This window comes from Bradyrhizobium denitrificans, from assembly GCF_013179005.1.
GTDB classification, from domain to species: Bacteria; Pseudomonadota; Alphaproteobacteria; order Rhizobiales; family Xanthobacteraceae; genus Bradyrhizobium; species Bradyrhizobium denitrificans.
The window spans coordinates 366744-388086 of sequence record NZ_JABFDP010000001.1; the positions used below are offsets into that span (position 1 = coordinate 366744).

General features: G+C 66.3%; 19 protein-coding genes. 13 read left to right on the forward strand and 6 right to left on the reverse strand.

Going from position 1 to position 21343, the window contains the following annotated elements:
• Position 1 precedes the first annotated feature (1 nt).
• The 4 genes from HL671_RS01540 (at position 2) to glgA (ending at position 5475) form a co-directional block, all read left to right on the forward strand.
• Positions 2-1651 carry an FGGY-family carbohydrate kinase gene (locus tag HL671_RS01540; protein ID WP_172235397.1) on the forward strand — a complete coding sequence of 550 codons (1650 nt, stop codon included), beginning with the start codon at positions 2-4 and terminating at the stop codon, positions 1649-1651.
• Positions 1651-2598 carry a carbohydrate kinase family protein gene (locus HL671_RS01545; RefSeq protein ID WP_012041226.1) on the forward strand — a complete coding sequence of 316 codons (948 nt, stop codon included), beginning with the start codon at positions 1651-1653 and terminating at the stop codon, positions 2596-2598. Before HL671_RS01540 ends, HL671_RS01545 begins: the two co-directional genes overlap by 1 nt.
• 148 nt (positions 2599-2746) lie before the next feature.
• Positions 2747-4012 (forward strand): glucose-1-phosphate adenylyltransferase, encoded by a 1266-nt coding sequence (gene glgC / locus HL671_RS01550; RefSeq protein ID WP_012041227.1) that lies wholly within the window; start codon positions 2747-2749, stop codon positions 4010-4012.
• Complete coding sequence (gene glgA, locus HL671_RS01555) at positions 4009-5475, forward strand: glycogen synthase GlgA (RefSeq protein WP_012041228.1); 1467 nt, start codon at positions 4009-4011, stop codon at positions 5473-5475. The genes glgC and glgA overlap by 4 nt, the downstream gene beginning before the upstream one ends.
• A 24-nt stretch (positions 5476-5499) precedes the next feature.
• Here glgA and HL671_RS01560 read toward each other — a convergent pair whose 3' ends face one another.
• A complete protein-coding gene (locus HL671_RS01560; RefSeq protein WP_012041229.1) occupies positions 5500-6537 on the reverse strand; it encodes a zinc-dependent alcohol dehydrogenase family protein in 1038 nt (345 codons plus the stop codon).
• Positions 6538-6775: 238 nt separating this feature from the next.
• Between HL671_RS01560 and HL671_RS01565 the strand changes: the two genes are divergently transcribed.
• Complete coding sequence (locus HL671_RS01565; protein ID WP_012041230.1) at positions 6776-8248, forward strand: N-acyl-D-amino-acid deacylase family protein; 1473 nt, start codon at positions 6776-6778, stop codon at positions 8246-8248.
• Here HL671_RS01565 and HL671_RS01570 read toward each other — a convergent pair whose 3' ends face one another.
• Entirely contained in the window at positions 8249-9310 is a 1062-nt protein-coding gene (locus HL671_RS01570) for a LacI family DNA-binding transcriptional regulator (RefSeq protein WP_083780595.1), read from the reverse strand.
• A gap of 118 nt (positions 9311-9428) precedes the next feature.
• Here HL671_RS01570 and HL671_RS01575 point away from each other — a divergent pair, with 118 nt between their 5' ends.
• Positions 9429-10730, forward strand: coding sequence for a M24 family metallopeptidase (locus HL671_RS01575; protein WP_012041232.1), 1302 nt, complete (start codon positions 9429-9431; stop codon positions 10728-10730).
• A 23-nt stretch (positions 10731-10753) separates the two neighbouring features.
• The gene (locus HL671_RS01580) at positions 10754-11719 is read left to right on the forward strand and encodes an NAD(P)-dependent oxidoreductase (RefSeq protein ID WP_012041233.1); all 966 of its coding nucleotides are present in this window, start codon (positions 10754-10756) and stop codon (positions 11717-11719) included.
• Positions 11720-11724: 5 nt separating this feature from the next.
• Here HL671_RS01580 and HL671_RS01585 read toward each other — a convergent pair whose 3' ends face one another.
• The 3 genes from HL671_RS01585 to HL671_RS01595 all read right to left on the reverse strand — a co-directional run bounded on the left by HL671_RS01585 (position 11725) and on the right by HL671_RS01595 (position 14638).
• Entirely contained in the window at positions 11725-13038 is a 1314-nt protein-coding gene (locus HL671_RS01585) for a tetratricopeptide repeat protein (RefSeq protein ID WP_012041234.1), read from the reverse strand.
• A gap of 1 nt (position 13039) precedes the next feature.
• On the reverse strand, positions 13040-14050 hold the full coding sequence (locus HL671_RS01590) for an aldo/keto reductase (RefSeq protein WP_172235398.1): 1011 nt from the start codon (positions 14048-14050) through the stop codon (positions 13040-13042).
• 165 nt (positions 14051-14215) lie between these two features.
• Positions 14216-14638 (reverse strand): PaaI family thioesterase, encoded by a 423-nt coding sequence (locus HL671_RS01595; RefSeq protein ID WP_172235399.1) that lies wholly within the window; start codon positions 14636-14638, stop codon positions 14216-14218.
• Positions 14639-14728: 90 nt separating this feature from the next.
• On the opposite strand from HL671_RS01595, the gene HL671_RS01600 reads away from it, so the two are divergent.
• The gene (locus tag HL671_RS01600) at positions 14729-15358 is read left to right on the forward strand and encodes an NUDIX hydrolase (RefSeq protein ID WP_246579435.1); all 630 of its coding nucleotides are present in this window, start codon (positions 14729-14731) and stop codon (positions 15356-15358) included.
• Positions 15359-15383: 25 nt separating this feature from the next.
• Complete coding sequence (locus tag HL671_RS01605) at positions 15384-16565, forward strand: hypothetical protein (protein ID WP_172235455.1); 1182 nt, start codon at positions 15384-15386, stop codon at positions 16563-16565.
• 15 nt (positions 16566-16580) lie between these two features.
• Here HL671_RS01605 and HL671_RS01610 read toward each other — a convergent pair whose 3' ends face one another.
• Positions 16581-16883 (reverse strand): hypothetical protein, encoded by a 303-nt coding sequence (locus tag HL671_RS01610; protein WP_012041239.1) that lies wholly within the window; start codon positions 16881-16883, stop codon positions 16581-16583.
• 178 nt (positions 16884-17061) lie between these two features.
• Between HL671_RS01610 and HL671_RS01615 the strand changes: the two genes are divergently transcribed.
• The 4 genes from HL671_RS01615 (at position 17062) to HL671_RS01630 (ending at position 21340) form a co-directional block, all read left to right on the forward strand.
• Positions 17062-17541, forward strand: a complete 480-nt coding sequence (locus HL671_RS01615) for a hypothetical protein (protein ID WP_172235400.1) — start codon at positions 17062-17064, stop codon at positions 17539-17541.
• 219 nt (positions 17542-17760) lie between these two features.
• Positions 17761-18723 (forward strand): TAXI family TRAP transporter solute-binding subunit, encoded by a 963-nt coding sequence (locus HL671_RS01620; RefSeq protein ID WP_012041241.1) that lies wholly within the window; start codon positions 17761-17763, stop codon positions 18721-18723.
• A 152-nt stretch (positions 18724-18875) separates the two neighbouring features.
• The gene (locus tag HL671_RS01625; RefSeq protein ID WP_012041242.1) at positions 18876-20969 is read left to right on the forward strand and encodes a TRAP transporter permease; all 2094 of its coding nucleotides are present in this window, start codon (positions 18876-18878) and stop codon (positions 20967-20969) included.
• A complete protein-coding gene (locus HL671_RS01630; RefSeq protein WP_012041243.1) occupies positions 20966-21340 on the forward strand; it encodes a DUF1850 domain-containing protein in 375 nt (124 codons plus the stop codon). Before HL671_RS01625 ends, HL671_RS01630 begins: the two co-directional genes overlap by 4 nt.
• Positions 21341-21343: the final 3 nt, after the last annotated feature.

The window sequence follows — 21343 nt, forward strand, 5'->3', positions numbered from 1 at the left end:
CATGCGTCAGGCCTTTATCGGTGTCGATGTCGGCACAACCAGCACGCGCGCCGGCATCTTCGACCAAGCCGGCCGCCTCCTTGCCGCGGCGCGGCATCCGATCAGGACCTGGCATGAGGCCGGCGATGTCGTCGAGCAATCGTCCGACGACATCTGGCGCGCGTGCTGTGCGTCGGTCAAAGCGGCGCTGGCAGAAGCAGCGATCGCGCCGGAGCTGATCAAGGGCATCGGCTTCGACGCGACCTGCTCGCTGGTCGTGCTGGACCGCCAAGGCGCGCCGGTCACGGTCAGCAGTTCCGGCGACCCCACCCGCAACGTCATCGTCTGGATGGATCATCGCGCGCTGTCAGAGGCGCGCGACATCAATGCGACCAAGGACGAGGTCCTGCGCTATGTCGGCGGTTCGATCTCGCCGGAAATGGAGATGCCGAAGCTGCTCTGGCTGAAGCGGCATCTGCGGACGAGCTTCGACGGCGCCGGGCATTTCTTCGATCTCGCTGACTTTCTTACCTGGCGTGCGACGGGCGCCGTGGCGCGCTCGATGTGCACCGTCACCTGCAAGTGGAATTATCTTGCGCATGAGGCGCGCTGGAGCGCGGATTATTTCCACCGCATCGGGCTCGATGAGTTCGTCAAGGAGGACTACGCCCGGATCGGCACCGAGATCGTTGCGCCGGGGACGGCGCTCGGTCACGGCCTGTCGCGGGACGCAGCAGCCGAGCTCGGCTTGGTGGCCGGCACGCCGGTCGGCGCGGCGCTGATCGACGCTCATGCCGGTGGGATCGGCGCCATCGGCGGCCGCGCGTCGGATGGCGGCGAGGTCGATGTCTGCGATCGCCTGGCCTACATCATGGGGACCTCGGCCTGCATCATGGCGACGACGCGGGCACCGTCCTTCGTGCCGGGGGTGTGGGGACCTTATTATCAGGGCATGGTGCCGGGGTTCTGGCTGAACGAGGGCGGCCAGTCTGCGGCGGGGGCGGCTGTCGACCATCTCCTGCGCTCACACCCCGCGGCTGCCGACGCGACCGCCGCCGCGCGTGCCGAGGGGCTCGACGTGATCAGTTTCCTGGAGAAGCGCATCCTGGCGCGCACGCCCCAGGTCGGCGCTGCGGCGCTACTGGCCCGCGACATTCACATCCTTCCGGAATTCCTCGGCAACCGCTCTCCCTATGCCGATCCGGCCTCGCGCGCGGTCATCGCCGGTCTTGATCTCGACGCCGATATCGGCGCGATGGAGCGGCTGTTCGTGGCCGGGCTCTGCGGCCTTGCCTATGGGCTCGCCGACGTGATGGATGCCTTTGCGGCCAATGGCGTCACCAGCCGGATTCTGGTGATGGCCGGCGGCGCCTCCCGCAGCCCGCTGGTGCGCCAGATCATGGCCGACACGACCGGGTTGACGGTGGCGCTGCCGGGCACCCAGGAGCCGGTGCTGCTCGGCGCGGCCATGCTCGGCGCGGTTGCCAGCGGCACCTTCCGGTCCATCGGTGAGACGATGGCGTCGATGTCCTCGCTCGGCCGCCTCAGCGATCCGACCGATCCGGACATTGCGGCCTTTCATCGCCGCAAGCGCCGTGTCCATGACCTGTTGCGGACACTTGATCGCGACAGCCGTTCCGTGATGCATGGGGTCGGTTTGGAGGCACGCTGATGATCCTGAGCTGCGGTGACGCGCTGATCGATTTCGTTCCGGCCCGGTTGGCCGATGGGCGTGATGGCCTGAGGCCGGTGGTCGGCGGGTCCTGCCTGAACGTCCCTGTCGGCCTGGCGCGGCTCGGCGCGCCGGCCGGCTTCGTCGGCGGCATCTCGACCGACCTGTTCGGCAGCATGATCGCCGCGCATGCGCAAGCCTCGGGCGTCGATCTCAGCCATGCCACCCGCAGTGCCGATCAGACGACGCTGGCCTTCGTGCGGCACGTCGGTGGCGAAGCGCAATACGCCTTCTATGATGCGGAGACGGCTGCCCGGAAATGGACCTACCGTCACGGTAGCATTCCGTTTACCAGCATTGACGCCATCCATGTCGGGTCGACCACGCTGATTCATGATCTGGGCGCCGCGGAGACCCGGGCCTTGATCGCCGCGACGCAAGGCGGGGTCACGATCTCCTTCGATCCCAATTGCCGCCCGAACCTGGTGCAGGACAAGGCGGCCTATCGCGTGCAGATGGACGGCTTTGCGGCGTCGGCCGACCTCATCAAGATGTCGGATGTCGATTTCGACTATCTGCATGGCCATGACGATTATGCGGCGCGCGCCGAAGCGCTGCTGGCGCGCGGCGCCAAGCTCGTGGTGGTGACCCGCGGGCCGAAAGGCGCGCTCGGCTGGCATGCCGGCGCCGGTGCGGCCGAGGTCGCGGCGCCCGCTGTCGAGGTCGTCGACACGATCGGCGCCGGCGACAGCTTTCAGGCCGGGCTCCTGTTCGCGCTGCATCGGCTCGGCCGGCTTGGCAAGGCGGCGCTCGCGGAGCTGACCGCCACCGAGCTGCGCAAGGTGCTGGCCTTTGCCGCGGCCTGCGCGGCCGTGACCTGCACACGCGAAGGCGCCGATCCGCCACGATGGGCCGACATGACCGCGACATGGAATGACCTGGGCTGAGAATGACCTGGGTTGAAGCAACCCATTGCACTCGTCATTGGGAACTGGTTGGCTGTTCCCCCGTCATATGAGAGGACCGGTCGCGGCGCGAGGAGCCGAGGCCGCCGCCGAAGCCATGACGCGACAAAGAGTTGCAGGGAGGAGAACGATGGCACCCGCCGCCAGGACCGAGCCGCTGTCCCGTCACGCGCTGGCGTTTGTTTTGGCCGGAGGGCGTGGCAGCCGTTTGCTTGAGCTGACTGACCGGCGCGCCAAGCCCGCCGTCTATTTCGGCGGCAAGTCGCGCATCATCGATTTCGCACTGTCCAACGCCGTCAACTCCGGCATCCGCCGCATCGCAGTCGCCACGCAATACAAGGCGCACAGCCTGATCCGACACCTGCAGATGGGCTGGAACTTCTTCCGCCCCGAGCGCAACGAGAGCTTCGACATCCTGCCCGCGAGCCAGCGCGTCTCCGAGACGATGTGGTACGTCGGAACGGCCGATGCCGTGTACCAGAACATCGACATCCTCGAGACCTACAACACGAAATATATCGTCGTGCTGGCCGGCGACCACATCTACAAGATGGACTACGAGCTGATGCTGCAGCAGCATGTCGACCAGCGCGCCGATGTCACCGTCGGCTGCCTGGAGATGCCGCGCGAGGAATCCTCGGGCTTCGGCGTCATGCACATCAATGAGGACGACACGATCCGCGACTTCATCGAGAAGCCGGCCGATCCGCCGCCGATGCCGGGCAAGCCGGACAAGTCGCTCGCCAGCATGGGCATCTATGTGTTCGACGCCAAATTCCTGTTCGAGGAGCTGAAGCGCGACGCCGGCGATCCAAACTCCAATCACGATTTCGGCCGCGACATCATTCCCTACATCGTCAAGAACGGCCGCGCCGTCGCCCACCAGTTCTCGCGCTCCTGTGTCCGTGCCGGTCACGATCAGACCAGCTACTGGCGGGACGTCGGCACGGTGGATGCCTATTGGGCCGCCAATCTCGACCTGACGGATGTGGTGCCCGAGCTCGATCTCTACGACCGCTCCTGGCCGCTCTGGACCTATTCCGAGATCACGCCGCCAGCCAAGTTCGTCCATGACACCGACGGCCGCCGCGGCGAGGCGACCTGCTCGCTGGTCTCAGGGGGCTGCATCGTCTCTGGCGCCCAGGTACAACGCTCGCTGCTGTTCACGGGCTCGCATCTGCATTCCTACGCCAAGGTCCACAATGCGGTGCTGCTGCCTTATGTCAACGTCGCCCGCCATGCGCGCCTGACGAATGTCGTGGTCGATCGCGGCGTGCAGATTCCGGAAGGCCTGGTCGTCGGCGAGGATCCGGAATTCGATGCCAAACGATTCAGGACGACGGAGAACGGGGTCACATTGATCACCCAGCCGATGATCGACGGGCTCAATTCATGACGCCGTTGCGCATTCTGTCGGTCGCGTCCGAGGTTTATCCCATCGTCAAGACCGGCGGCCTCGCCGACGTCGTCGGCGCCCTGCCGTGGGCGCTGATGGCCGAGGATGTCGAGGTCCGCACCCTGATCCCCGGTTATCCCGCCGTGATGCTGGCGCTAGAGCAGGTCAGCGAGATCAGCTCGCTGCCGAACTTCTTCGGCGGCAATGCAAGGCTGCTCGGCGGCAGCCATGGCGCGCTCGATCTGTTCGTGCTGGACGCGCCGCATCTGTATGACAGGCCCGGCAATCCGTATCTGGGTCCCGAGGGCAAGGATTGGCCCGACAACGCCTTCCGCTTTGCGGCGCTGGCGCGTGCGGCCTCTTATATCGGGCTCGGCGCGGTGCCGGCCTTCGTGCCCGATATCGTTCACGGCCATGACTGGCAGGCGGGCCTGGTGCCGGCCTATCTGCTCTACAGCCATCGGCCGCATCCCGGCACGGTGATGACCGTGCACAATCTGGCGTTCCAGGGCCGCTTTCCGCGTCACTTCCTGCCGCCGCTCGGGCTGCCGCCGGAATCCTTTTCGATCTATGGCCTCGAATATTATGGCGACATCAGCTTCCTCAAAGCGGGGCTGCAATTCGCCGACAAGATCACCACGGTGTCGCCGACCTATGCCCGGGAGATCCAGAGCGACGAGCAGGGGATGGGCCTGGGCGGCCTGCTGCGCCAGCGCGCCTCCGATCTCGTCGGCATCCTGAATGGCATCGACACCGCGGTGTGGGATCCCGGCAGCGATCCGGCGATCGCATCGCATTTTGGCATCGAGCGGCTCGAGGCCCGCGCGCCCAACAAGGCCGCGCTGCAGACGCGGATGGGCCTGCAGGTGTCGCCTGAGACCTTCCTGCTCGGCGTCGTCAGCCGCCTGACCTCGCAAAAAGGGCTCGATTTGCTGCTGTCCTGCCTGCCGACCCTGGTCGGCAGCGGCATCCAGCTGGCGCTGCTCGGGGACGGCGAGGCCGAACTGCGGGACGCGTTTCACGCCGCGGCCCAGCGCTATCCTGGCCAGATCGGGGTTGTCATCGGCTACGACGAGGGGCTTGCACATCTCATCCAGGCCGGCTGCGATGCGCTGGTCGTGCCGTCGCGGTTCGAGCCCTGCGGCCTGACGCAGCTCTGCGCCTTGCGCTACGGCGCGCTGCCGATCGTCACCGCGGTGGGCGGGCTTGCCGACACCGTGATCGACGAGACCGAAGCCGGCGTCGCCGCCACCGGCTTCAAATGTGCCTCGGTCACCGCGGAGGCGCTCGATCAGACGCTGCGGCGGGCCGCAGCCGCGTTCTACGCCGCGCGGAGCAACGCCTCGAACTGGACCCGCATGCAGCTCAACGCGATGCTGACCGACGTCTCCTGGCGTCATCGCGCTGGCCGCTACGCCGAGCTCTACCGGCAGATCGTCGCGCAGCGGCGCCCGGCCGGGTGAGCGTGGACAGCCTGATCAGCCGACCTATGCCTCGATGAGAACCTTCAGAGCATGGGTCCTGGCCGCGGCGCCGAAGGTCTCATAGGCATCGAGGATCTGGTCCAGTCTGAAGCGATGGGTGATCAGCAGCTTCGGCTCGAGTTTCTTCGACTGTACCGTCTTGAGCAGCATCGGCGTCGTCACGGTGTCGACCAGCCGCGTCGTGATCGCGATGTTGCGATCCCACAGTTTCTCCAGATGCAGGTCGGCCTTGACGCCGTGCACGCCGACATTGGCGATGGTGCCGCCAGGGGCGATGATGTCTTCGCAGGTCACAAAGGTCGCGGGGACGCCGACCGCCTCGATCGCCGTGTCGACGCCGCGGCCATGTGTCAGCGCCATCACCTTCTCGACCGCCTTGCCGTCGGCATTGTTGATGGTGCTGGTGGCGCCGAAGCGGGCGGCGACCTCGAGCCGGTTGTCATCGAGATCGATCATGATGATCTCCGCCGGCGAATAGAACTGCGCGGTCAGCAGCGCCGCCAGGCCGATCGGACCGGCGCCGACGATCGCGACCGTCGAGCCCGGCTCGACCTTGCCGTTGAGGACACCGCATTCGAACCCGGTCGGCAGGATGTCACTCAGCATCACCAGCGCCTCCTCCTCGGTGCCCGGGGGCACGTGGTAAAGGCTGGTGTCGGCGTGCGGCGTGCGCACATATTCCGCCTGCGTGCCATCGATCTTGTTGCCGAGGATCCAGCCGCCATGGCGGCAATGCGAATACATGCCGCGGCGGCAATAGTCGCAGGTTCCGCAGGCCGAGATGCAGGAGATGATGACGTGGTCGCCGGGCTTGAAGGCGCGCACCGCGCTGCCCACCGCCTCGACCACGCCGACGCCCTCGTGACCGAGGATGCGGCCCGGCGTGCAGGTCGGCACGTCGCCCTTGAGGATGTGCAGGTCGGTGCCGCAGATCGTGGTCTTCAGGATTTTGACCACGGCATCGCCGGGTTCGAGGATCGTCGGCTTCGGCCGCTCATCGACGGATTTCTGGCCGGGACCATGATAGACCAGGGCCTTCATGATGTTCCTCCGCAAGTTGTTGGCGAAGCATCACGCGAACGAGGTTGCCGTCGATTGAGGCGTATCAAGCCAGGGCGCCTTTCCTATCACTATCCTGTGTTGCAGGGGGCGCGGAGGCCGACGGTGCCGCGCAGCGTCCTATTGCAGCCCAGCCCGGCGCCGATCACATGCCGATCCGGCTGGACGCATCGGCACGGCTCACGGATAGTCCTGCGGTTCCCTGCGAGACTGTGACCTCATGACCGACCTGCCGACAACTTCTCCCGCCTTCGATCTCATCATCCGCGGCGGCACCGTGATCGACGGCACGCGGGCGCCGCGCTTTCAGGCGGATGTCGGCATCACGGATGGTCGCATCGCTGTCATCGGCCCGCTGGACAACAGGACGGCTGCGCGGGAGATCGACGCCACCGGCCGCATCGTCGCGCCGGGTTTCATCGATTCCCACACCCACGACGACAGCGCGGTGCTGGTCGATCCCGGCATGACCTGCAAGGTCTCGCAGGGCGTGACATCGGTGGTGACCGGCAATTGCGGTGTCAGCATCGCGCCGTTGAAACCCGGCTCGCCGCGGCCGATGCCGCTCGGCCTGCTGTCGCCCGGCGGCGGCCAGGTTGCCGAGTTCGCGTCGTTTGCAGGCTACGTCGCGGCGCTGCGCGCGGCACCCGCAGCGGTCAATGTCGCGCCGATGGTCGGCCATACCTCGCTGCGGGCGTCCGTCGTGAGCGATCTCGGCCGCGCCGCGACCGACAGCGAAATCGGCGCGATGCGCAGCCATGTTCAGGAGGCGCTCGACGCGGGGGCCATCGGCGTGTCGACCGGAACGTTCTATCCGCCGGCCGAGGCGGCGCCGACCGCGGAGATCATCGAGGTCTGCCGTCCCCTGACCGGCAGCGGCGGCGTCTATGCGACGCATATGCGCAACGAGGCTGATCAGGTGACGCAATCGCTGGAGGAAAGCTTCGCGATCGGCAAGGCGCTCGATGTCCAGGTCGTGATCTCGCACCACAAGGTGGTGGGGCCGGCCAATTTCGGCCGCACCAAGGAGACCTTGCCGCTGATCAGCAAGGCGATGAGCTGCCAATGCGTCGCGCTCGACTGCTATCCCTATAATGCCTCGTCGACGATGCTGCACACCGATCCGGCCAAGCTGCAGGTGAAGGTGGTCGTCGCGGCGTCCGGTCCGCATCCCGAGGTCGCCGGCCGCGATCTTGCTGAGATCGCTGCCGCCTGGGGCGTCGACCGGCTGGAGGCGGCCAAGCGGCTGCAACCCGCCTCTGCGATCTATTTCGCGATGGACGAGGCCGACGTGCGGACCATCCTGGCCTTCGAGCCGACCATGATCGGCTCCGACGGCCTGCCGTTCGGCGAGCGGCCGCATCCCAGGCTGTGGGGCACGTTCCCCCGCGTGCTCGGCTATTACTGTCGCGAGCTCGAGCTGTTCTCGCTGGAGACCGCGGTCTGGAAGATGAGCGGCCTGACCGCGCGCAATTTCGGCATCAAGGAGCGCGGCACGATCGCGGTCGGCAACCACGCCGACATCACGATCTTCGATGCATCCCGCGTGCGCGACGCCGCGACCTATGATGACCCCTGCGTGCCGGCCGCCGGCATCGAGGCCGTCATCGTCAATGGCGCGCTGACCTGGTGGCAGGGCACGCACCAGAACGCGCGCGCCGGGCAGGTGATCACGCGTGCTACGCGGCGATGATCAGGAGCGCGGCCGCGCCGTCGATGCGCGGATGATGAGCTCCGGCTGCAGCACGACATGCTCGTTGGCGGCGTCGGGACTGCGGATGCGCGCGAGCAGCAGCCGCGCTGCGGTCGCGCCCATCTCGCGCTGCGCGATCCGTACGGTGGTGAGCGGCGGCGAGACCAGGTCGACGAAGGGCATGTCGTTGTGGCCGACGACGGAGACATCCGCCGGGCAGGTGAGGCCGCTCGCGGCGAGCGCATCATAGACGCCGAGCGCCAGCAGATCGTTGGCGGCGACGATGGCGGTCGGCCTCGCCTTGCGGCCGAGAAGCCGTAGTCCCGCCTCGCGGCCGGCGGCGCGCGTATAGGCGGTGGCGGCCTCGATCGGGGCATCGCCGAGGGACAAGCCGGAATCTGCGATGCTGGCTTCGAAGCCTGCGCGTCGCCGCGCGCCGGTCGAGATCTCCTGCGGGCCCGCGACATGGCCGATCCGCCGATGGCCCAGCGCGACCAGATGATCGACCGCCAGCCGCATGCCGGCCGCATCGTCGCTGGCCGCCGACGGCAACTCCCCGGCCGCATCGACGCGATTGACCAGCACCACTGGCGTCGATGCTCCGACGGAGTGCGCCACGACGTCGTCGTGCAGCCTCACCGTCGCCAGGACCAGGCCGTCGACACCGCGCGCGATCAGGCTGTCGACGAGATCCTGCTGCGAGCCACCCGTGCCGACATCGACGACGATCGTTGCATATCCCTCCGCGTTGAGATGTTCCGCCAGGCCCGAGAGAACGGGGGGGAAGCCGGGATCCGCAATGTCCGGCGCCAGCACGCCGATCAGGCCGCTGCGGCCGGTGCGCAGGCCCTTGGCGGCCATGTTCAACCGGTAGCCGAGCGCGTTGGCCTCGGCCTGGATCCGCTCGGCGACGTCGGCAGCGACCAGATGCTTCATGGCCGGGCTCAGCGCCCGCGACACGGTCGAGGGATGCACGCCGCAGCGCGCTGCGATGTCCTTGATGGTGGGACGTGGCGCCGTCGCCCCGCGGCCCGTCAGTGATCGGCGGTCCCCGTGTCTCATTCCCGCTCCGTGGTGCCACACCCTTGGACAAATCCTGCCTATAATACCTTGACACATTTCTCGCGGATGCACTAATCTCTCGTGCAATCGATTGCAATCCTCGGGAAGGAGCGTCCACATGACAGGAAGCGCGCTGAAGCCGCATTTGGTCAGCCCGGAGCATCTCGATCCGCATTGGCGTTGGAACCGCGCCATCCCGGCGCATGGCCATGTCTCGGTGGATTTCGAACGCCGCGTCGATTTCGATCGTCTGCGGAACTATCGGCTGGCGCGGGCGCGCGCGGCGCTGAAGGCGTCCGGCTGCGGCGCGCTGCTGCTGTTCGACGTCAACAACATCCGCTACGTGTCCGGAACCAAGATCGGCGAATGGGAACGCGACAAGCTGTGCCGGTTCGCGTTGCTCGCCGGCGATGGCGAGCCGATCGTATGGGATTTCGGCTCGGCTGCCGTGCATCACCGGATGTTCTGCGACTGGCTGGCGCCGGAGAATTGCCGCGCCGGCATGCTCGGCATGCGCGGCACCGTGCCGCCCGCCGTCGGCCTGATGAAGGCGCATGCCGAGGAGGTGATGAGCCTGTTGCGATCAGCAGGGGTCGCCGACATGCCGGTCGGCGTCGACCTCGCCGAGACCGCGATGTTCTTCGAACTGCAGAAGGCCGGGATGAAGGTCGTCGACGGTCAGCAGGTGATGCTGGATGCGCGCGAGATCAAGAACATCGACGAGATCATGCTGCTCAACCAGGCCGCCGCGATGGTCGACGGCGTCTATCATTCGATCTACGAGAATTTGAAGCCCGGAGTGCGCGAGAACGACATCGTCGCGCTCGCCAACAAGCTGCTCTACGAGATGGGCTCCGATGACGTCGAGGCGATCAACGCCATTTCGGGCGAGCGCTGCAATCCGCATCCGCATAATTTCACCGACCGCATCCTGCGCCCTGGCGATCAGGCGTTCTTCGACATCCTGCAATCCTACCAGGGCTACCGCACCTGCTATTACCGCACCTTCAATGTCGGCCGCGCCACCCCGGCGCAGCATGACGCCTATAAGCGCTGCCGCGAATGGCTCGACCATGCGATCGCCTTGATCAAGCCCGGCGTCTCGACCGACACCGTCGCCAAGGTCTGGCCGGCGGCGGAGGAGTTCGGCTTCCCCTCGGAGATGGCGGCGTTCGGCCTGCAATTCGGCCATGGCCTCGGCCTCGCGCTGCATGAGCGCCCGATCATCTCGCGGCTGGTCTCGCTTGACAATCCGATGGAGATCAAGACGGGAATGGTGTTCGCGCTGGAGACCTACTGTCCCGCGACCGACGGGTTTTCGGCCGCACGGATCGAGGAAGAGGTCGTGGTGACGGATAGAGGCTGCCAGGTGATCACGCTGTTCCCCGCGGAAGAGCTGCCGATCGCCAACCGCTATTGAGCGAAGCAACGGGGAGACGACACATGGCTGCAACGCATTCGCTCGGCTGGATCGGCATGGGGCGCATGGGCTATCCGATGGCCGAACGTCTCTTGAAGGCTGACCTGAAGCTCTCGATCTGGAACCGGACCCGCGCCAAGGCCGAGCCGCTGGCGGCGAAGGGCGGCGTGATCGTCGACCGTCCGAGCGATCTTGCGACGTGCGACATCGTGTTCTCGATGGTGTCGACCGGCAAGGATCTCGAACAGGTCTATTTCGGCGACAACGGCCTCGTGGCGTCGAGCCTCGGACCGCGGCCCAGGATCCTGGTCGACTGCTCCTCGATCGGCATCGAGCAGTCGGAGGCGATCGCCGCCAGACTGAAGCGGCTCGACTGCGCGTTCGTTCGTGCGCCGGTGTCCGGCAACGGCAAATGCGTCAAGGCGGGGAAGCTGTCGTCGGTGGTCTCCGGGCCGGAATCGGCGTTCGAGATCATCGCGCCCTATCTCGCCAAGATCGCCGTCTCCGGCGTGTCCTATGTCGGCGAGGGCGAGCTCGCGCGCATCTGCAAGATCGCGCACAATGTGTTCCTCGGCGTCGTGATCCAGAATCTCGCCGAGATCACGATCCTGGCGCAGAAGGCCGGCGTGCCGCGCCATGCCTTTCTGGATTTCATGAATGCCAGCGTGATGGGATCGACCTTCACGAAATACAAGAGCAACGCGCTGGTCAATCTCGACTGGACCACGACCTTCACGCCGACGCTGCTGCGCAAGGATCTCGATCTCGGCCTGTCGGCGGCGCGCCAGCTCGATGTCGCGATGCCGGTCGCGGCCGCGACACGCGAAGCGCTGCAGGCCCATGTCGGCGCCGCCTCGCTGCAGGCTGATCCCGCCGGCTATCTGGACAAGGATTTTGCGGCGCTGCTTGAGACCGTGGCGCTCGCTGCCGGCGTGAAGCTGCAGCCCGAAAACGTGCCGATGCCGACGGGGCTGGAGACCGAGGGGTAGGCGGCTCAGGCCTCGGTGAGCGCCCGCCAGCGCGTATCGCGCGCCGATGGCCGGCGATGCAGGCGGGCATCGATGAGCTGGCGCGCTTTCGCCAGCGCGCCGCTGCGGATCAGCGCCAGGATGTAGGTGTCCTCGATCACCTGGCGTTGCGCATGGCTGCCGCCGAGGCGGGCCATCTCCGCCTGAACCGGTGCGAGCTGCTCGGCGCAAACCCGATAGTTCTCGTTGTAGAACGCCTGGAATGCCAGGTAGAGCCGCGGCAGCAGCGGGGCAGCCGGCGAGCTCCCGCCTGCCGGCGGCGCCTTGAACGAGCGCAGCCTTTGGTTCAGGGCGATATCGTCGTCGGTCACCGCCGAGACCATCGCGCGATGCATCTCGACGAAGGGCAGCCGCGAGGTCGGAAACCCCGTCCTCGCATAGGTGCCGATCTCCTCCCACAGCTCAAAGGCGATCGGATGGTTTTCGATGCTCAGGCGCCACAGCAGGGATGCGCAGTCGGACAGGGTGTTCAGCGGCGGCGCGGCGCTCACGGCGGGGCTCAGCACGTTCAGGTGGATCGCGACCGCGCTCGCGGCATCGCCCCGGTCCAGGGCGCCAAGCGCCTGGTGCCAGCGGATGTGACCGTGCAGCATGCCCGTGTGGTCGTAGTCACCGATCCAATTCTCGACCAGCGCATCGGCCTCGTTCAGCGCACCGTCCTCGAACATGGCATGCAGCAGCGCATGCACGGCATAGGCATTGTGCCGGCGCAGCGCAAAGCTGCGCTCGGTGATGGCGCGGCCCTTCGCGACCTCGCCGGCCTCGGTCAGGGCCCAGCCGTGATTGGACAGGAACCACCAATCCTCGCCGTATTCGGCGGCGAAGCGCTCGCAGAGGTCGCGGCGGGCGGCGTCGTGATCGATGCGGCCGGAGAAGGCCAGCAGGCCGAACGCGCCGAGCGGCAGCGCCATGACCATGGCATCGCGCGGCCAGCTCGCAAGATGCGTCAAGGTCGATGTCAGCGCCTCCGCGCCGCGGCCTTCGATGGCCAGCGCCAATGTCGCGACATGGCTCTGCTCGCGCGCCGTGCCGCGTTTCGCGACAAGCTCACGCGCCCGCGCGATGGTCTGCAGCGCCGGCCCGCGCTGCTGATAGATGGCATGGATGCGCGCGCGGGCCGCATGCGCCAGCGCGAAATCCGGATCGAGCATGATCGCGCGCTCGAACGCGTCCGTTGCGCCGGGCCAGAATGCGAGCAGCAGATCGACGCCGTCGCGATAGGCGGTTGCTGCCTCGGCCGAGGCGGTCGACAGCTCCAGGCCGTAGCGATCCTCCTCCATCTCAGTTTCTCCGCGGCTTGCGGCCTTCGATCGGATAGGCCGGATCGTTATAGCCGGGCGTCGAGGCATGGCCGGTGACGACGAGGCCGTCGATCAGCGCCTCGTCGTCGGCGGCGTAGGGATAGTCGAGCGCACGGATGTAGTCGTCCCATTGCGCCTCGGTCCGCGGACCTGCGATCACCGAGCTGATGAAAGCGGAGTTCAGCACCCAGGCGACCGCGAACTGCCCGGCCGTGAAACCCTTGGCCTCGGCATGGCGCTTGATCTCCTGCGCCAGCCGCAAGGATTCCGGCCGCCACTCGGTCTGCATCATCCGGGTGTCGTTGCGGCCGGCGCGCGTCTCCTTGTCCGGCGGTGCATCGGGGCTGTATTTGCCGGTGAGAACGCCGCGCGCCAGCGGGCTGTAGGGCACCACGCCGAGGCCGTAATGGCCGCAGGCCGGCAGATGCTCGACCTCCGGCATCCGGTTCATCGCGTTGTAATAAGGCTGGCTGACCACCGGGCGGTCGATGCCCATCCTGTCGCACAGATTGCAGATTTCGGCGACGCGCCAGGCGCGATAGTTGGAGACGCCGAAATAGCGGATCTTGCCGGCGCGCAGCAGGTCGCCCATCGCGCGCACGGTCTCTTCCAGCGGTGTCGCGTGGTCCTCCTTGTGCAGATAGTAGATGTCAATGTGACCGGTGCCGAGCCGTTTCAGGCTCTCGTCGGCGGCCTGCAGCACCCAGCGCCGCGACAGGCCGGCGCGGTTGGGGTCATCGCCCATCGGATTGGCGAGCTTGGTGGCGACGATCCAGCGGTCGCGCTCGGCGGCGATGGCGCGGCCGACGACCTCCTCCGATGCGCCCTTGTTGTAGGCGTCGGCCGTGTCGATGAAGTTGATGCCGGCGTCACGCGCCGTGGCGATGATCCGCGCCGATGTCGCCTCGTCGGTCGGGCCGCCGAACATCATCGTGCCCAGGCAGATCGGCGACACTTTCAGGCCGGAACGGCCGAGCTGGCGATATTGCATTCTTGCCTCGTTGACAGACCCTCACCGTCCGCGGACGGGGAACTACGATAGCCGTCTCAGCGCGTCATTGCGAGCGCCGCGAAGCAATCCAGGATCGCGTCCGCGGAGGGACTCCGGACGGATTCGTCGCTGCGCGCCTCGCCCTGACGTGGAGAGGCCGCAGCCTCACTCGCTCTTCAAGATCTTGAACACGCCCGAGGCCATCGCGATCACCCGGCTGGCTGCCGTGACCTCGGTGGTGATGAACACCAGGCTGCGGGTGATCCGCACCACATGCGGCCGCGACACCAAGGTCTCACCGATCTTGCCGGCCTCGACGAAATGGGTGTCGAACTGGACGGTCGCCATGTGCTCCTTGCCCGCGGCGTAGCGGGCGGTCATGCCGCAACTGCGGTCGGCCAAGGTCATGATCACGCCGCCTTGGACGAGGCCGCGACGATTGTGATGCTTGTCCTCGGTGACGATGGCATATTCGTGGGCGCCATCGAGGACACGTTGCCAGAGCGGACCGATCAGATGCAGGAAGCCGGACGTGTCGACGATGTCCCAGCCGTCGGACGTCATCTTTGCGGCGGCCGATTTGGTCATCTGTCGCACCTTCCCTGTTCGCCTTCGCTGCGTCGCCGGTTCCGGCTGCAGGTCGTTTCATCCGCCGCGGCCCTGGTGTAGTCAAGGCACATGCTGCTGCCGTTCGACGATGCCACAAGGCGGAAAATTGCAAGCTGCTGCGCCGGCTTTGCACGTCGTGGCGACGATGTGTCGGCACCGGCGCTGAAGCGCGCGGCGGTGGCGATCGCGCTGGCCCCTGATCACGACACCGGCGCCACGACGCTGCTGCTCACCTTGCGCGCCGCCGGCCTGCGCAGCCATGGCGGCCAATGGGCGCTGCCGGGTGGGCGCTGCGATGCCGGCGAGACGCCGGTCGCCGCCGCCTTGCGCGAACTGGCGGAAGAGCTCGGACTGATCGCATCGCCCGAGGCGGTGCTGGGCCTGCTGGACGACTACCCCACGCGGTCGGGCTATCTGATCACCCCTGTCATCCTTTGGGCGGCGAATGGCCGCACGCTCCGGCCCAATCCGGATGAGGTCGCGTCCGTCCACCGGATCGGGCTCGACACCATCCTGGCAGATGATGCATTCGATTTCACCGTCATCCCCGAGAGCACGCGGCGCGTGGTGCGTTTTCACGCCCGCGAAGGTCTCATTCACGCGCCGACGGCCGCCTTGATCTATCAGTTCCGCGAGGTGCTGGCCGGCCGCGAGACCCGCGTCCACGAGCTGGAACAGCCGGTGTTTGCCTGGAAGTAGCCGCGGTTTCGGCTACAAGAGCGGCATGCTGCATCAGCCGATTCGCAAGCTTGCCCTGATTCTTGCCTGCGCCGTCGCGGGCGCGCCACCCTTGTTCGCCGGGGAACCGGGCTCGGCGATCGCGTCCCGCGACGCGCTGGCGCAGATGGCTTCGTCCGACGCGATTGCGGAATACCGGCGCAAGCTCGCCGAATATCAGCAGGCGCGCGCGGAGTTCGAGCAGGAGGCCGGCGCCTATTGGAAGGCGATTGCCGACAAGCGCCGCCTCCGCAACGCCAAGCGGCGCGATCGGCAGCCGATCGGGCTCGACGATTACGTGCTGGAGCAGCCGCCGGTCTATAGCGGGCCGAAGCGGCCGGTGAACCCCGAGCCGGAGCCCGAGGGCGAACCGCGCGAGCGCAAATATATTCCGGTCGTTGCCGATTTGCTCAAGGCGGCGCAGCAGCATTTCCAATGGTCGCCGCAGCGTCCGACCAATGATGTCGACTTCAAGCGGGCCTATGCGCGATTTGCTGCAGCGTCCGGACTGACCCGCGAGCAGGCGGTGCGAGTCTATGCGTTCGAGACCGGCGGCAATGGCAAGCACGATTCGCAGTCCGGCTTCAAAGGCAATCGCGCGATCTCGACGGCCATCGGCTACAACCAGCTGCTCACGACCAATACGGTCGAGCTGCTGGCCGAGCAGGGGCCGCTGTTCGTCCGCCTGCTCGGCGAACGGGTGGCGCAGACCTCGGGACCGTCGCGGGCCGCGCTGGAGCACAAGCTCTCGGTGCTGAAGAAGATGGTCGCGATCGCGCGTTCGGTGCCCGACGACTGGTCGGCGCATGAGAAGATAGGCAATACCGAGCAGGGCTGGGCGATGCATGCGATGGTGCTCGACATCGATGTCGGACCGATGCTGCAGACCCACAAGCTGCTCACCTCGGTGCTGTTCGCCCGCGCCAAGGGCTACACGCGGCCGCTTTCGGCCGCGGAGCTGGAGATGATGAACCTGACCGGCGACGGCACCGGCTTCGACATGGTGACCATGCCGCTCGACATGCGTGACCAGGTGCCGACCGCGAATTTCTTTCAGCGCGGCGGCTATGAGCGCAATCCCGTCGCCGTACGCCACAACACGGTGGCGAAGCTGCTCGCGGTCACCGATGCGCGGATGGATTCGCTGAGCAGCCTGCCTGGCGCCAAGGAGCTGGCGGCCGCATTCTGAGGCGTCCGCGCCGGCTCAATCGTCCGCGCCGAACGAGAAGCTGCCGTCGCCTTCGAGATAGGGGGCCGTCCGCATATAAAGCTGGCCGTTCTGGCCGACGAAGAACAGCGTGCCCTTTGGCACCTTCTTGGCGCCTTTCAGCAGCATGTCGGCATTCTTCGTGCCCATCCTGTAGGCCAGCGTCTTGCCGTCCTTGCCATAGGCGTAGCCCATGTCCGGTCTCAGCTCCCACGGCTCCGGCGGGGCCGCGCGAGTCACGCTGGTCATCGCGCAGAGCGCTCCGGCTGCGATCAGGCTTTTCACAACAGCGCTCCTCATGTCGTTCTCCATCACATTCACCATCATCTCGAACAAATCGCGAACATTCTTCGGGCGTCAACATCGTCAGCGGTCAAGCGCGGCTGCACGGTGCCGGATTTTCCATCCGCCGATCTCGCGATTATCCTGCAGCGTGGTTTAGAAACAAAGGGCAAGAAACACTTTGGGGATGATTCGGATGAGCCTCGCCACGAAGATCGGTATGTTTGCGGCGCTGTCGCTGGTGACGTTGGCGTCCACGGCGCGGGCCGACGACTTCAAACTGTCCAACAACCAGCGCATTGCCTGCAGCCGCGGCCTGTCCGCCGGCAAGCTCAACACCGCGGTCTGCAAGTCCTACGCTTACCTGTTCAACATGAAGACGTCGGAATATTTCCGCTGCCAGGTGTCGCTGTCCCTGACCCGGGACAACAAGGAGGTCATCAACGTTCAGACCGACGGCGGCTGCACCAAGAAGCCGCGCGTATTCGATACCGACTCGAAATACGATTTCGACGCCACCGAGACCGAGCCGGCGAACACCAATTCCTTTTTCGGCAATGGCGGCTATTCGATCTGGGTGGCGGACACGACCCAGCAGAAGGTGCGCGGCTGCATCACGATCTCGTCCGGCCTCGGCTCGGACATCTCCAAATGCCTCGACATGACCTTCCAATGAGCGGCCCGGCCTGCCGGTCGCCGTCATGCGAGAGCAGTGAGCCTCTGCGGCCGATGGCCTGACGCGCTGTCCCTCACGCGGTCCTTGGCAGGTGGCAGCTGCGTCTGCCGGTTCCTGATGCTGCGAGCCGGGCCTTCGGGACCGTCTGGCCGTCTTTCGGATGGGTTGACCCGGCGCCTGCATCCGTCCAATTTGCCGGCAAAATCAATGGGAGGACCCATGCGTTTCTCGACATTCTCTGGCACTGCAACCGGTCTGATCGTGGCCGCGGCCTGCCTGCTCGCGGCGCCCGCGGCGCAGGCGCAGAGCTTCATCAACGTCCTGACCGGCGGCACGTCAGGCGTCTATTATCCGCTCGGCGTCGCGATCGGTAAGATCTATGGCGACAAGATCCCGAACGTGAAGACCCAGGTGCAGGCCACCAAGGCCTCGGTCGAGAATCTGATCCTGCTGCAGCAGGGCCGCGGCGAGCTCGCTTTCGCGCTCGGTGACTCGCTGAAATCGGCCTGGAACGGCGAGGAGGAGGCCGGCTTCAAGACCAAGCTGGACAAGCTGCGCACCCTCGGCGCGATCTATCCGAACTACATCCAGATCGTTGCGACCGCCGAGTCCGGGATCAAGACGCTGGCTGACCTGAAGGGCAAGAGCCTCTCGGTCGGCGCGCCCAAATCCGGGACCGAGCTGAATTCGCGTGCGATCCTCGCCGCCGCCGGCATGAGCTACAAGGATCTCGGCAAGGTGGAATATCTGCCGTTCGCCGAGTCGGTCGACCTGATGAAGAACCGGCAGCTGGGCGCGACGCTGCAATCGGCCGGCCTCGGCGTCGCCTCGTTGAAGGACCTGTCGACCTCGTCGCCGATCACCGTCGTGTCGGTGCCGAAGGAGGTCGTCGACAAGATCGGCGCGCCCTTCGTGGCCGCGACCATCCCGGCCAACACCTATACCGGCCAGGACAAGGACGTGCCCACCGCCGCCGTGATCAACTATCTCGTCACCAGCTCGGCGGTGTCGGACGATCTCGCGTATCAGATGACCAAGCTGATCTTCGACTCGCTTCCCGAACTTGCCAATGCGCATGCCGCCGGCAAGGAGATCAAACTCGAGACGGCGGCGCAAGACAGCCCGGTGCCGCTGCACCCGGGTGCGATTCGCTACTACAAGGAAAAGGGCGTCCTGAAATAGGGCCGCTCGTCCGGCCTGGTTTGCTGGCCGGAACGTTCGCATCCGACGGCGCGGGACAGATCCCGCGCAGTCCTGTCGTTCAGGTGGTTGCGGCCATGGTCAGCAGCGCCTGACGGGGCGCTGGGGGGATCATGACGATCGAAGCCGTGAACATGGAAACGCCTGTGAAGGTCGAGTTCGACAATTTCGAACACGGCTTTCCGGAGGGATTCGGCCCCGGCCGCTGGGGCTATCTCGCTTACGGCATCGGCCTCGCTTTCGCACTGTTCCAGCTCTATGTCGCCGCCTTCAATTATCTGCCGAGCCAGGTGGTGCGCGGCGTCCATGTCGGCTTCCTGCTGCTGCTCACCTTCGGCCTGATCGGCAATTTCACCGCCAAGACCGATGCCGGACGCATCGCCGGCTGGGCCATCGGCGCCATCGGCTTCAGTTGCGGACTTTACCAGTGGATCTTCTACGCCGATCTGATCGCGCGTGACGGCGATCCGACCCGCGCCGACCTCGTGGTCGGAACCTTGCTCGCCGTGCTGATTTTCGAGGGCACCCGTCGCCTGATGGGTCTGGCACTGCCGCTGATGTGCGGCGCCTGCCTGTTGTACTGGTTCTTCGGCCAGTATCTGCCGGCGCCGCTCAACCATCGCGGCTATGATTTCGATCAGGTCATTACCCATCTGTCGTTCGGCACCGAGGGCTTCTACGGCGTGCCGATCTACGTCTCGGCCACCTACATCTTCCTGTTCATCCTGTTCGGATCGTTCCTCGAACATGCCGGTATGATCCAGCTGTTCACCGACGTCTCGCTTGGCCTGTTCGGGCGCACGCGGGGCGGTCCGGCCAAGGTTGCGGTGTTCGCCTCGGGCATGATGGGCACGATCTCCGGCTCCGGCGTCGCCAATGTCGTCACTGTCGGCCAGTTCACGATTCCGCTGATGATCCGGTTCGGCTACCGCCGCGCCTTCGCTGCCGGCGTCGAGGCCACGGCCTCGATGGGCGGCCAGATCATGCCGCCGGTGATGGGCGCGGTGGCCTTCATCATGGCCGAGACTCTCGGCGTCGACTATTCGGTAATCGTCAAGGCCGCCGTGATCCCGGCCATCCTGTATTTCGCCTCCGCCTTCTGGATGGTGCATCTGGAGGCCGGCAAGCATGGCCTCACCGGCATGAAGCCGTCGGAGATCCCGAGCGCGTGGAAGGCGCTGGTCGCCCGCTGGTATCTCGTGCTGCCGCTGGCCGCACTGGTCTACATGCTGTTCGAGGGCTTCACGCCGCTCTATGCGGGCTCGATGGGCCTGGCCCTTACTGTGGCGCTGATCCTCGGCACCTCGATCACGATGGGCTTCTCCAACCAGGTGCTGCGCTACGTGTTCTGGATCGGTCTCGCGCTCGTGGTCGGCGCGCTGTCGCGCAACGGCCTGCAGATCGTGCCGGTCGCGTCCGTGGTCGTCGCGCTCGTCGTGATCACCGGCTTCGTGCGCGGCGGCATGGCGACCTTGCATGCGTGCCGCGACTCGCTCGCCGAAAGCGCCAAGTCGGCGCTGACCGTCGGCATGGCCTGCGCCATCGTCGGCGTCATCATCGGCATGATGACCCAGACCGGCGTCGGCTCGATCTTCGGCAGCTGGGTGATCGGCCTCGGCAAGACCAGCCTGTTCGCGGCGCTGATCATGACCATGCTGCTGTCGATCCTGCTCGGCACGGGCATTCCGACCATCCCGACCTACATCATCACCGCGGCGCTGGCGGCGCCCGCGCTCGCCAAGCTCGGCGTGCCGCTGATCGCCAGCCATATGTTCGCGTTCTACTACGGGATCATGGCCGACCTCTCGCCGCCCGTGGCGCTGGCGGCGCTGGCCGCCGCGCCGATCGCCAAGGAGAACCCGGACAAGATCGGCTGGGAGGCGATGCGGATCGCGCTGGCCGGCTACGTCATTCCCTTCATCTTCGTCTACTCGCCGGCGCTGATGCTGCAGGCCGGCGACCCGATGGAGGCGCAACTCGGCTTTCTCGGCGCGGTGGCCTATGCCGGCGTCAAGGCCCTGGTCTCGATCGGCCTGTTCGGCATGGTCGCGATCGGCTTTTTGTTCACGCGCATGACCGTGATCGAGCGTCTGCTGTCCTTCGTCGCATCGGTCTGTCTGCTCGGCGAATTCCCCTATAGCGACGTGCTGGGCTTCGTCCTGGCCGTAGCGATCGTCGCGTGGCAGTGGCGGCAGCGGCCGCCTGCGGCCGTGGTGGTCTCAGCTTGAGTCTCTGTCTCGCGTCAGCCGGCGTCGTCAAGGCCCTGGCCCTCGCCGGCTTCACGTTGGCCTGGACCCATTCGGTCGAGAAGACCGCATGGCAGGAGGACTGGCGCGTCACCGGCGATGGCCTCCAACTGGTACAGGCGCGGGTCAAGGGCTCCGGCGCCGGCATGGAGCCTCCGCCTGGGGCACGGCTGGTCGACGGCTGGTTTGAGTGGCAGGTCGATCGCGAGCCGCTGTCGCGGATCGTGCTCGCCAATTCTGGCGCTGCGGGGGAATGGCGGATCTGCACCGAGGGACAGTGCCGGACGCTGTCGGAAATCTTCGATCATGACATCGGCGCCGCGACCATTACGATGAGCGCCTGCAACCAATAACAA

Excerpts from the sequence above, each read along its gene's own strand:
- glgA (WP_012041228.1), top strand. The coding sequence starts at position 4,009 with ATGACGCCGTTGCGCATTCTGTCGGTCGCGTCCGAGGTTTATCCCATC.
- HL671_RS01545 (WP_012041226.1), top strand. The coding sequence starts at position 1,651 with ATGATCCTGAGCTGCGGTGACGCGCTGATCGATTTCGTTCCGGCCCGG.
- glgC (WP_012041227.1), top strand. The coding sequence starts at position 2,747 with ATGGCACCCGCCGCCAGGACCGAGCCGCTGTCCCGTCACGCGCTGGCG.
- HL671_RS01595 (WP_172235399.1), bottom strand. The coding sequence starts at position 14,638 with ATGACCAAATCGGCCGCCGCAAAGATGACGTCCGACGGCTGGGACATC.
- HL671_RS01585 (WP_012041234.1), bottom strand. The coding sequence starts at position 13,038 with ATGGAGGAGGATCGCTACGGCCTGGAGCTGTCGACCGCCTCGGCCGAG.
- HL671_RS01575 (WP_012041232.1), top strand. The coding sequence starts at position 9,429 with ATGACAGGAAGCGCGCTGAAGCCGCATTTGGTCAGCCCGGAGCATCTC.
- HL671_RS01560 (WP_012041229.1), bottom strand. The coding sequence starts at position 6,537 with ATGAAGGCCCTGGTCTATCATGGTCCCGGCCAGAAATCCGTCGATGAG.
- HL671_RS01605 (WP_172235455.1), top strand. The coding sequence starts at position 15,384 with ATGCTGCATCAGCCGATTCGCAAGCTTGCCCTGATTCTTGCCTGCGCC.
- HL671_RS01625 (WP_012041242.1), top strand. The coding sequence starts at position 18,876 with ATGGAAACGCCTGTGAAGGTCGAGTTCGACAATTTCGAACACGGCTTT.
- HL671_RS01620 (WP_012041241.1), top strand. The coding sequence starts at position 17,761 with ATGCGTTTCTCGACATTCTCTGGCACTGCAACCGGTCTGATCGTGGCC.
- HL671_RS01600 (WP_246579435.1), top strand. The coding sequence starts at position 14,729 with ATGCTGCTGCCGTTCGACGATGCCACAAGGCGGAAAATTGCAAGCTGC.
- HL671_RS01615 (WP_172235400.1), top strand. The coding sequence starts at position 17,062 with ATGAGCCTCGCCACGAAGATCGGTATGTTTGCGGCGCTGTCGCTGGTG.
- HL671_RS01565 (WP_012041230.1), top strand. The coding sequence starts at position 6,776 with ATGACCGACCTGCCGACAACTTCTCCCGCCTTCGATCTCATCATCCGC.
- HL671_RS01610 (WP_012041239.1), bottom strand. The coding sequence starts at position 16,883 with ATGAGGAGCGCTGTTGTGAAAAGCCTGATCGCAGCCGGAGCGCTCTGC.
- HL671_RS01590 (WP_172235398.1), bottom strand. The coding sequence starts at position 14,050 with ATGCAATATCGCCAGCTCGGCCGTTCCGGCCTGAAAGTGTCGCCGATC.
- HL671_RS01540 (WP_172235397.1), top strand. The coding sequence starts at position 2 with ATGCGTCAGGCCTTTATCGGTGTCGATGTCGGCACAACCAGCACGCGC.
- HL671_RS01580 (WP_012041233.1), top strand. The coding sequence starts at position 10,754 with ATGGCTGCAACGCATTCGCTCGGCTGGATCGGCATGGGGCGCATGGGC.
- HL671_RS01570 (WP_083780595.1), bottom strand. The coding sequence starts at position 9,310 with ATGAGACACGGGGACCGCCGATCACTGACGGGCCGCGGGGCGACGGCG.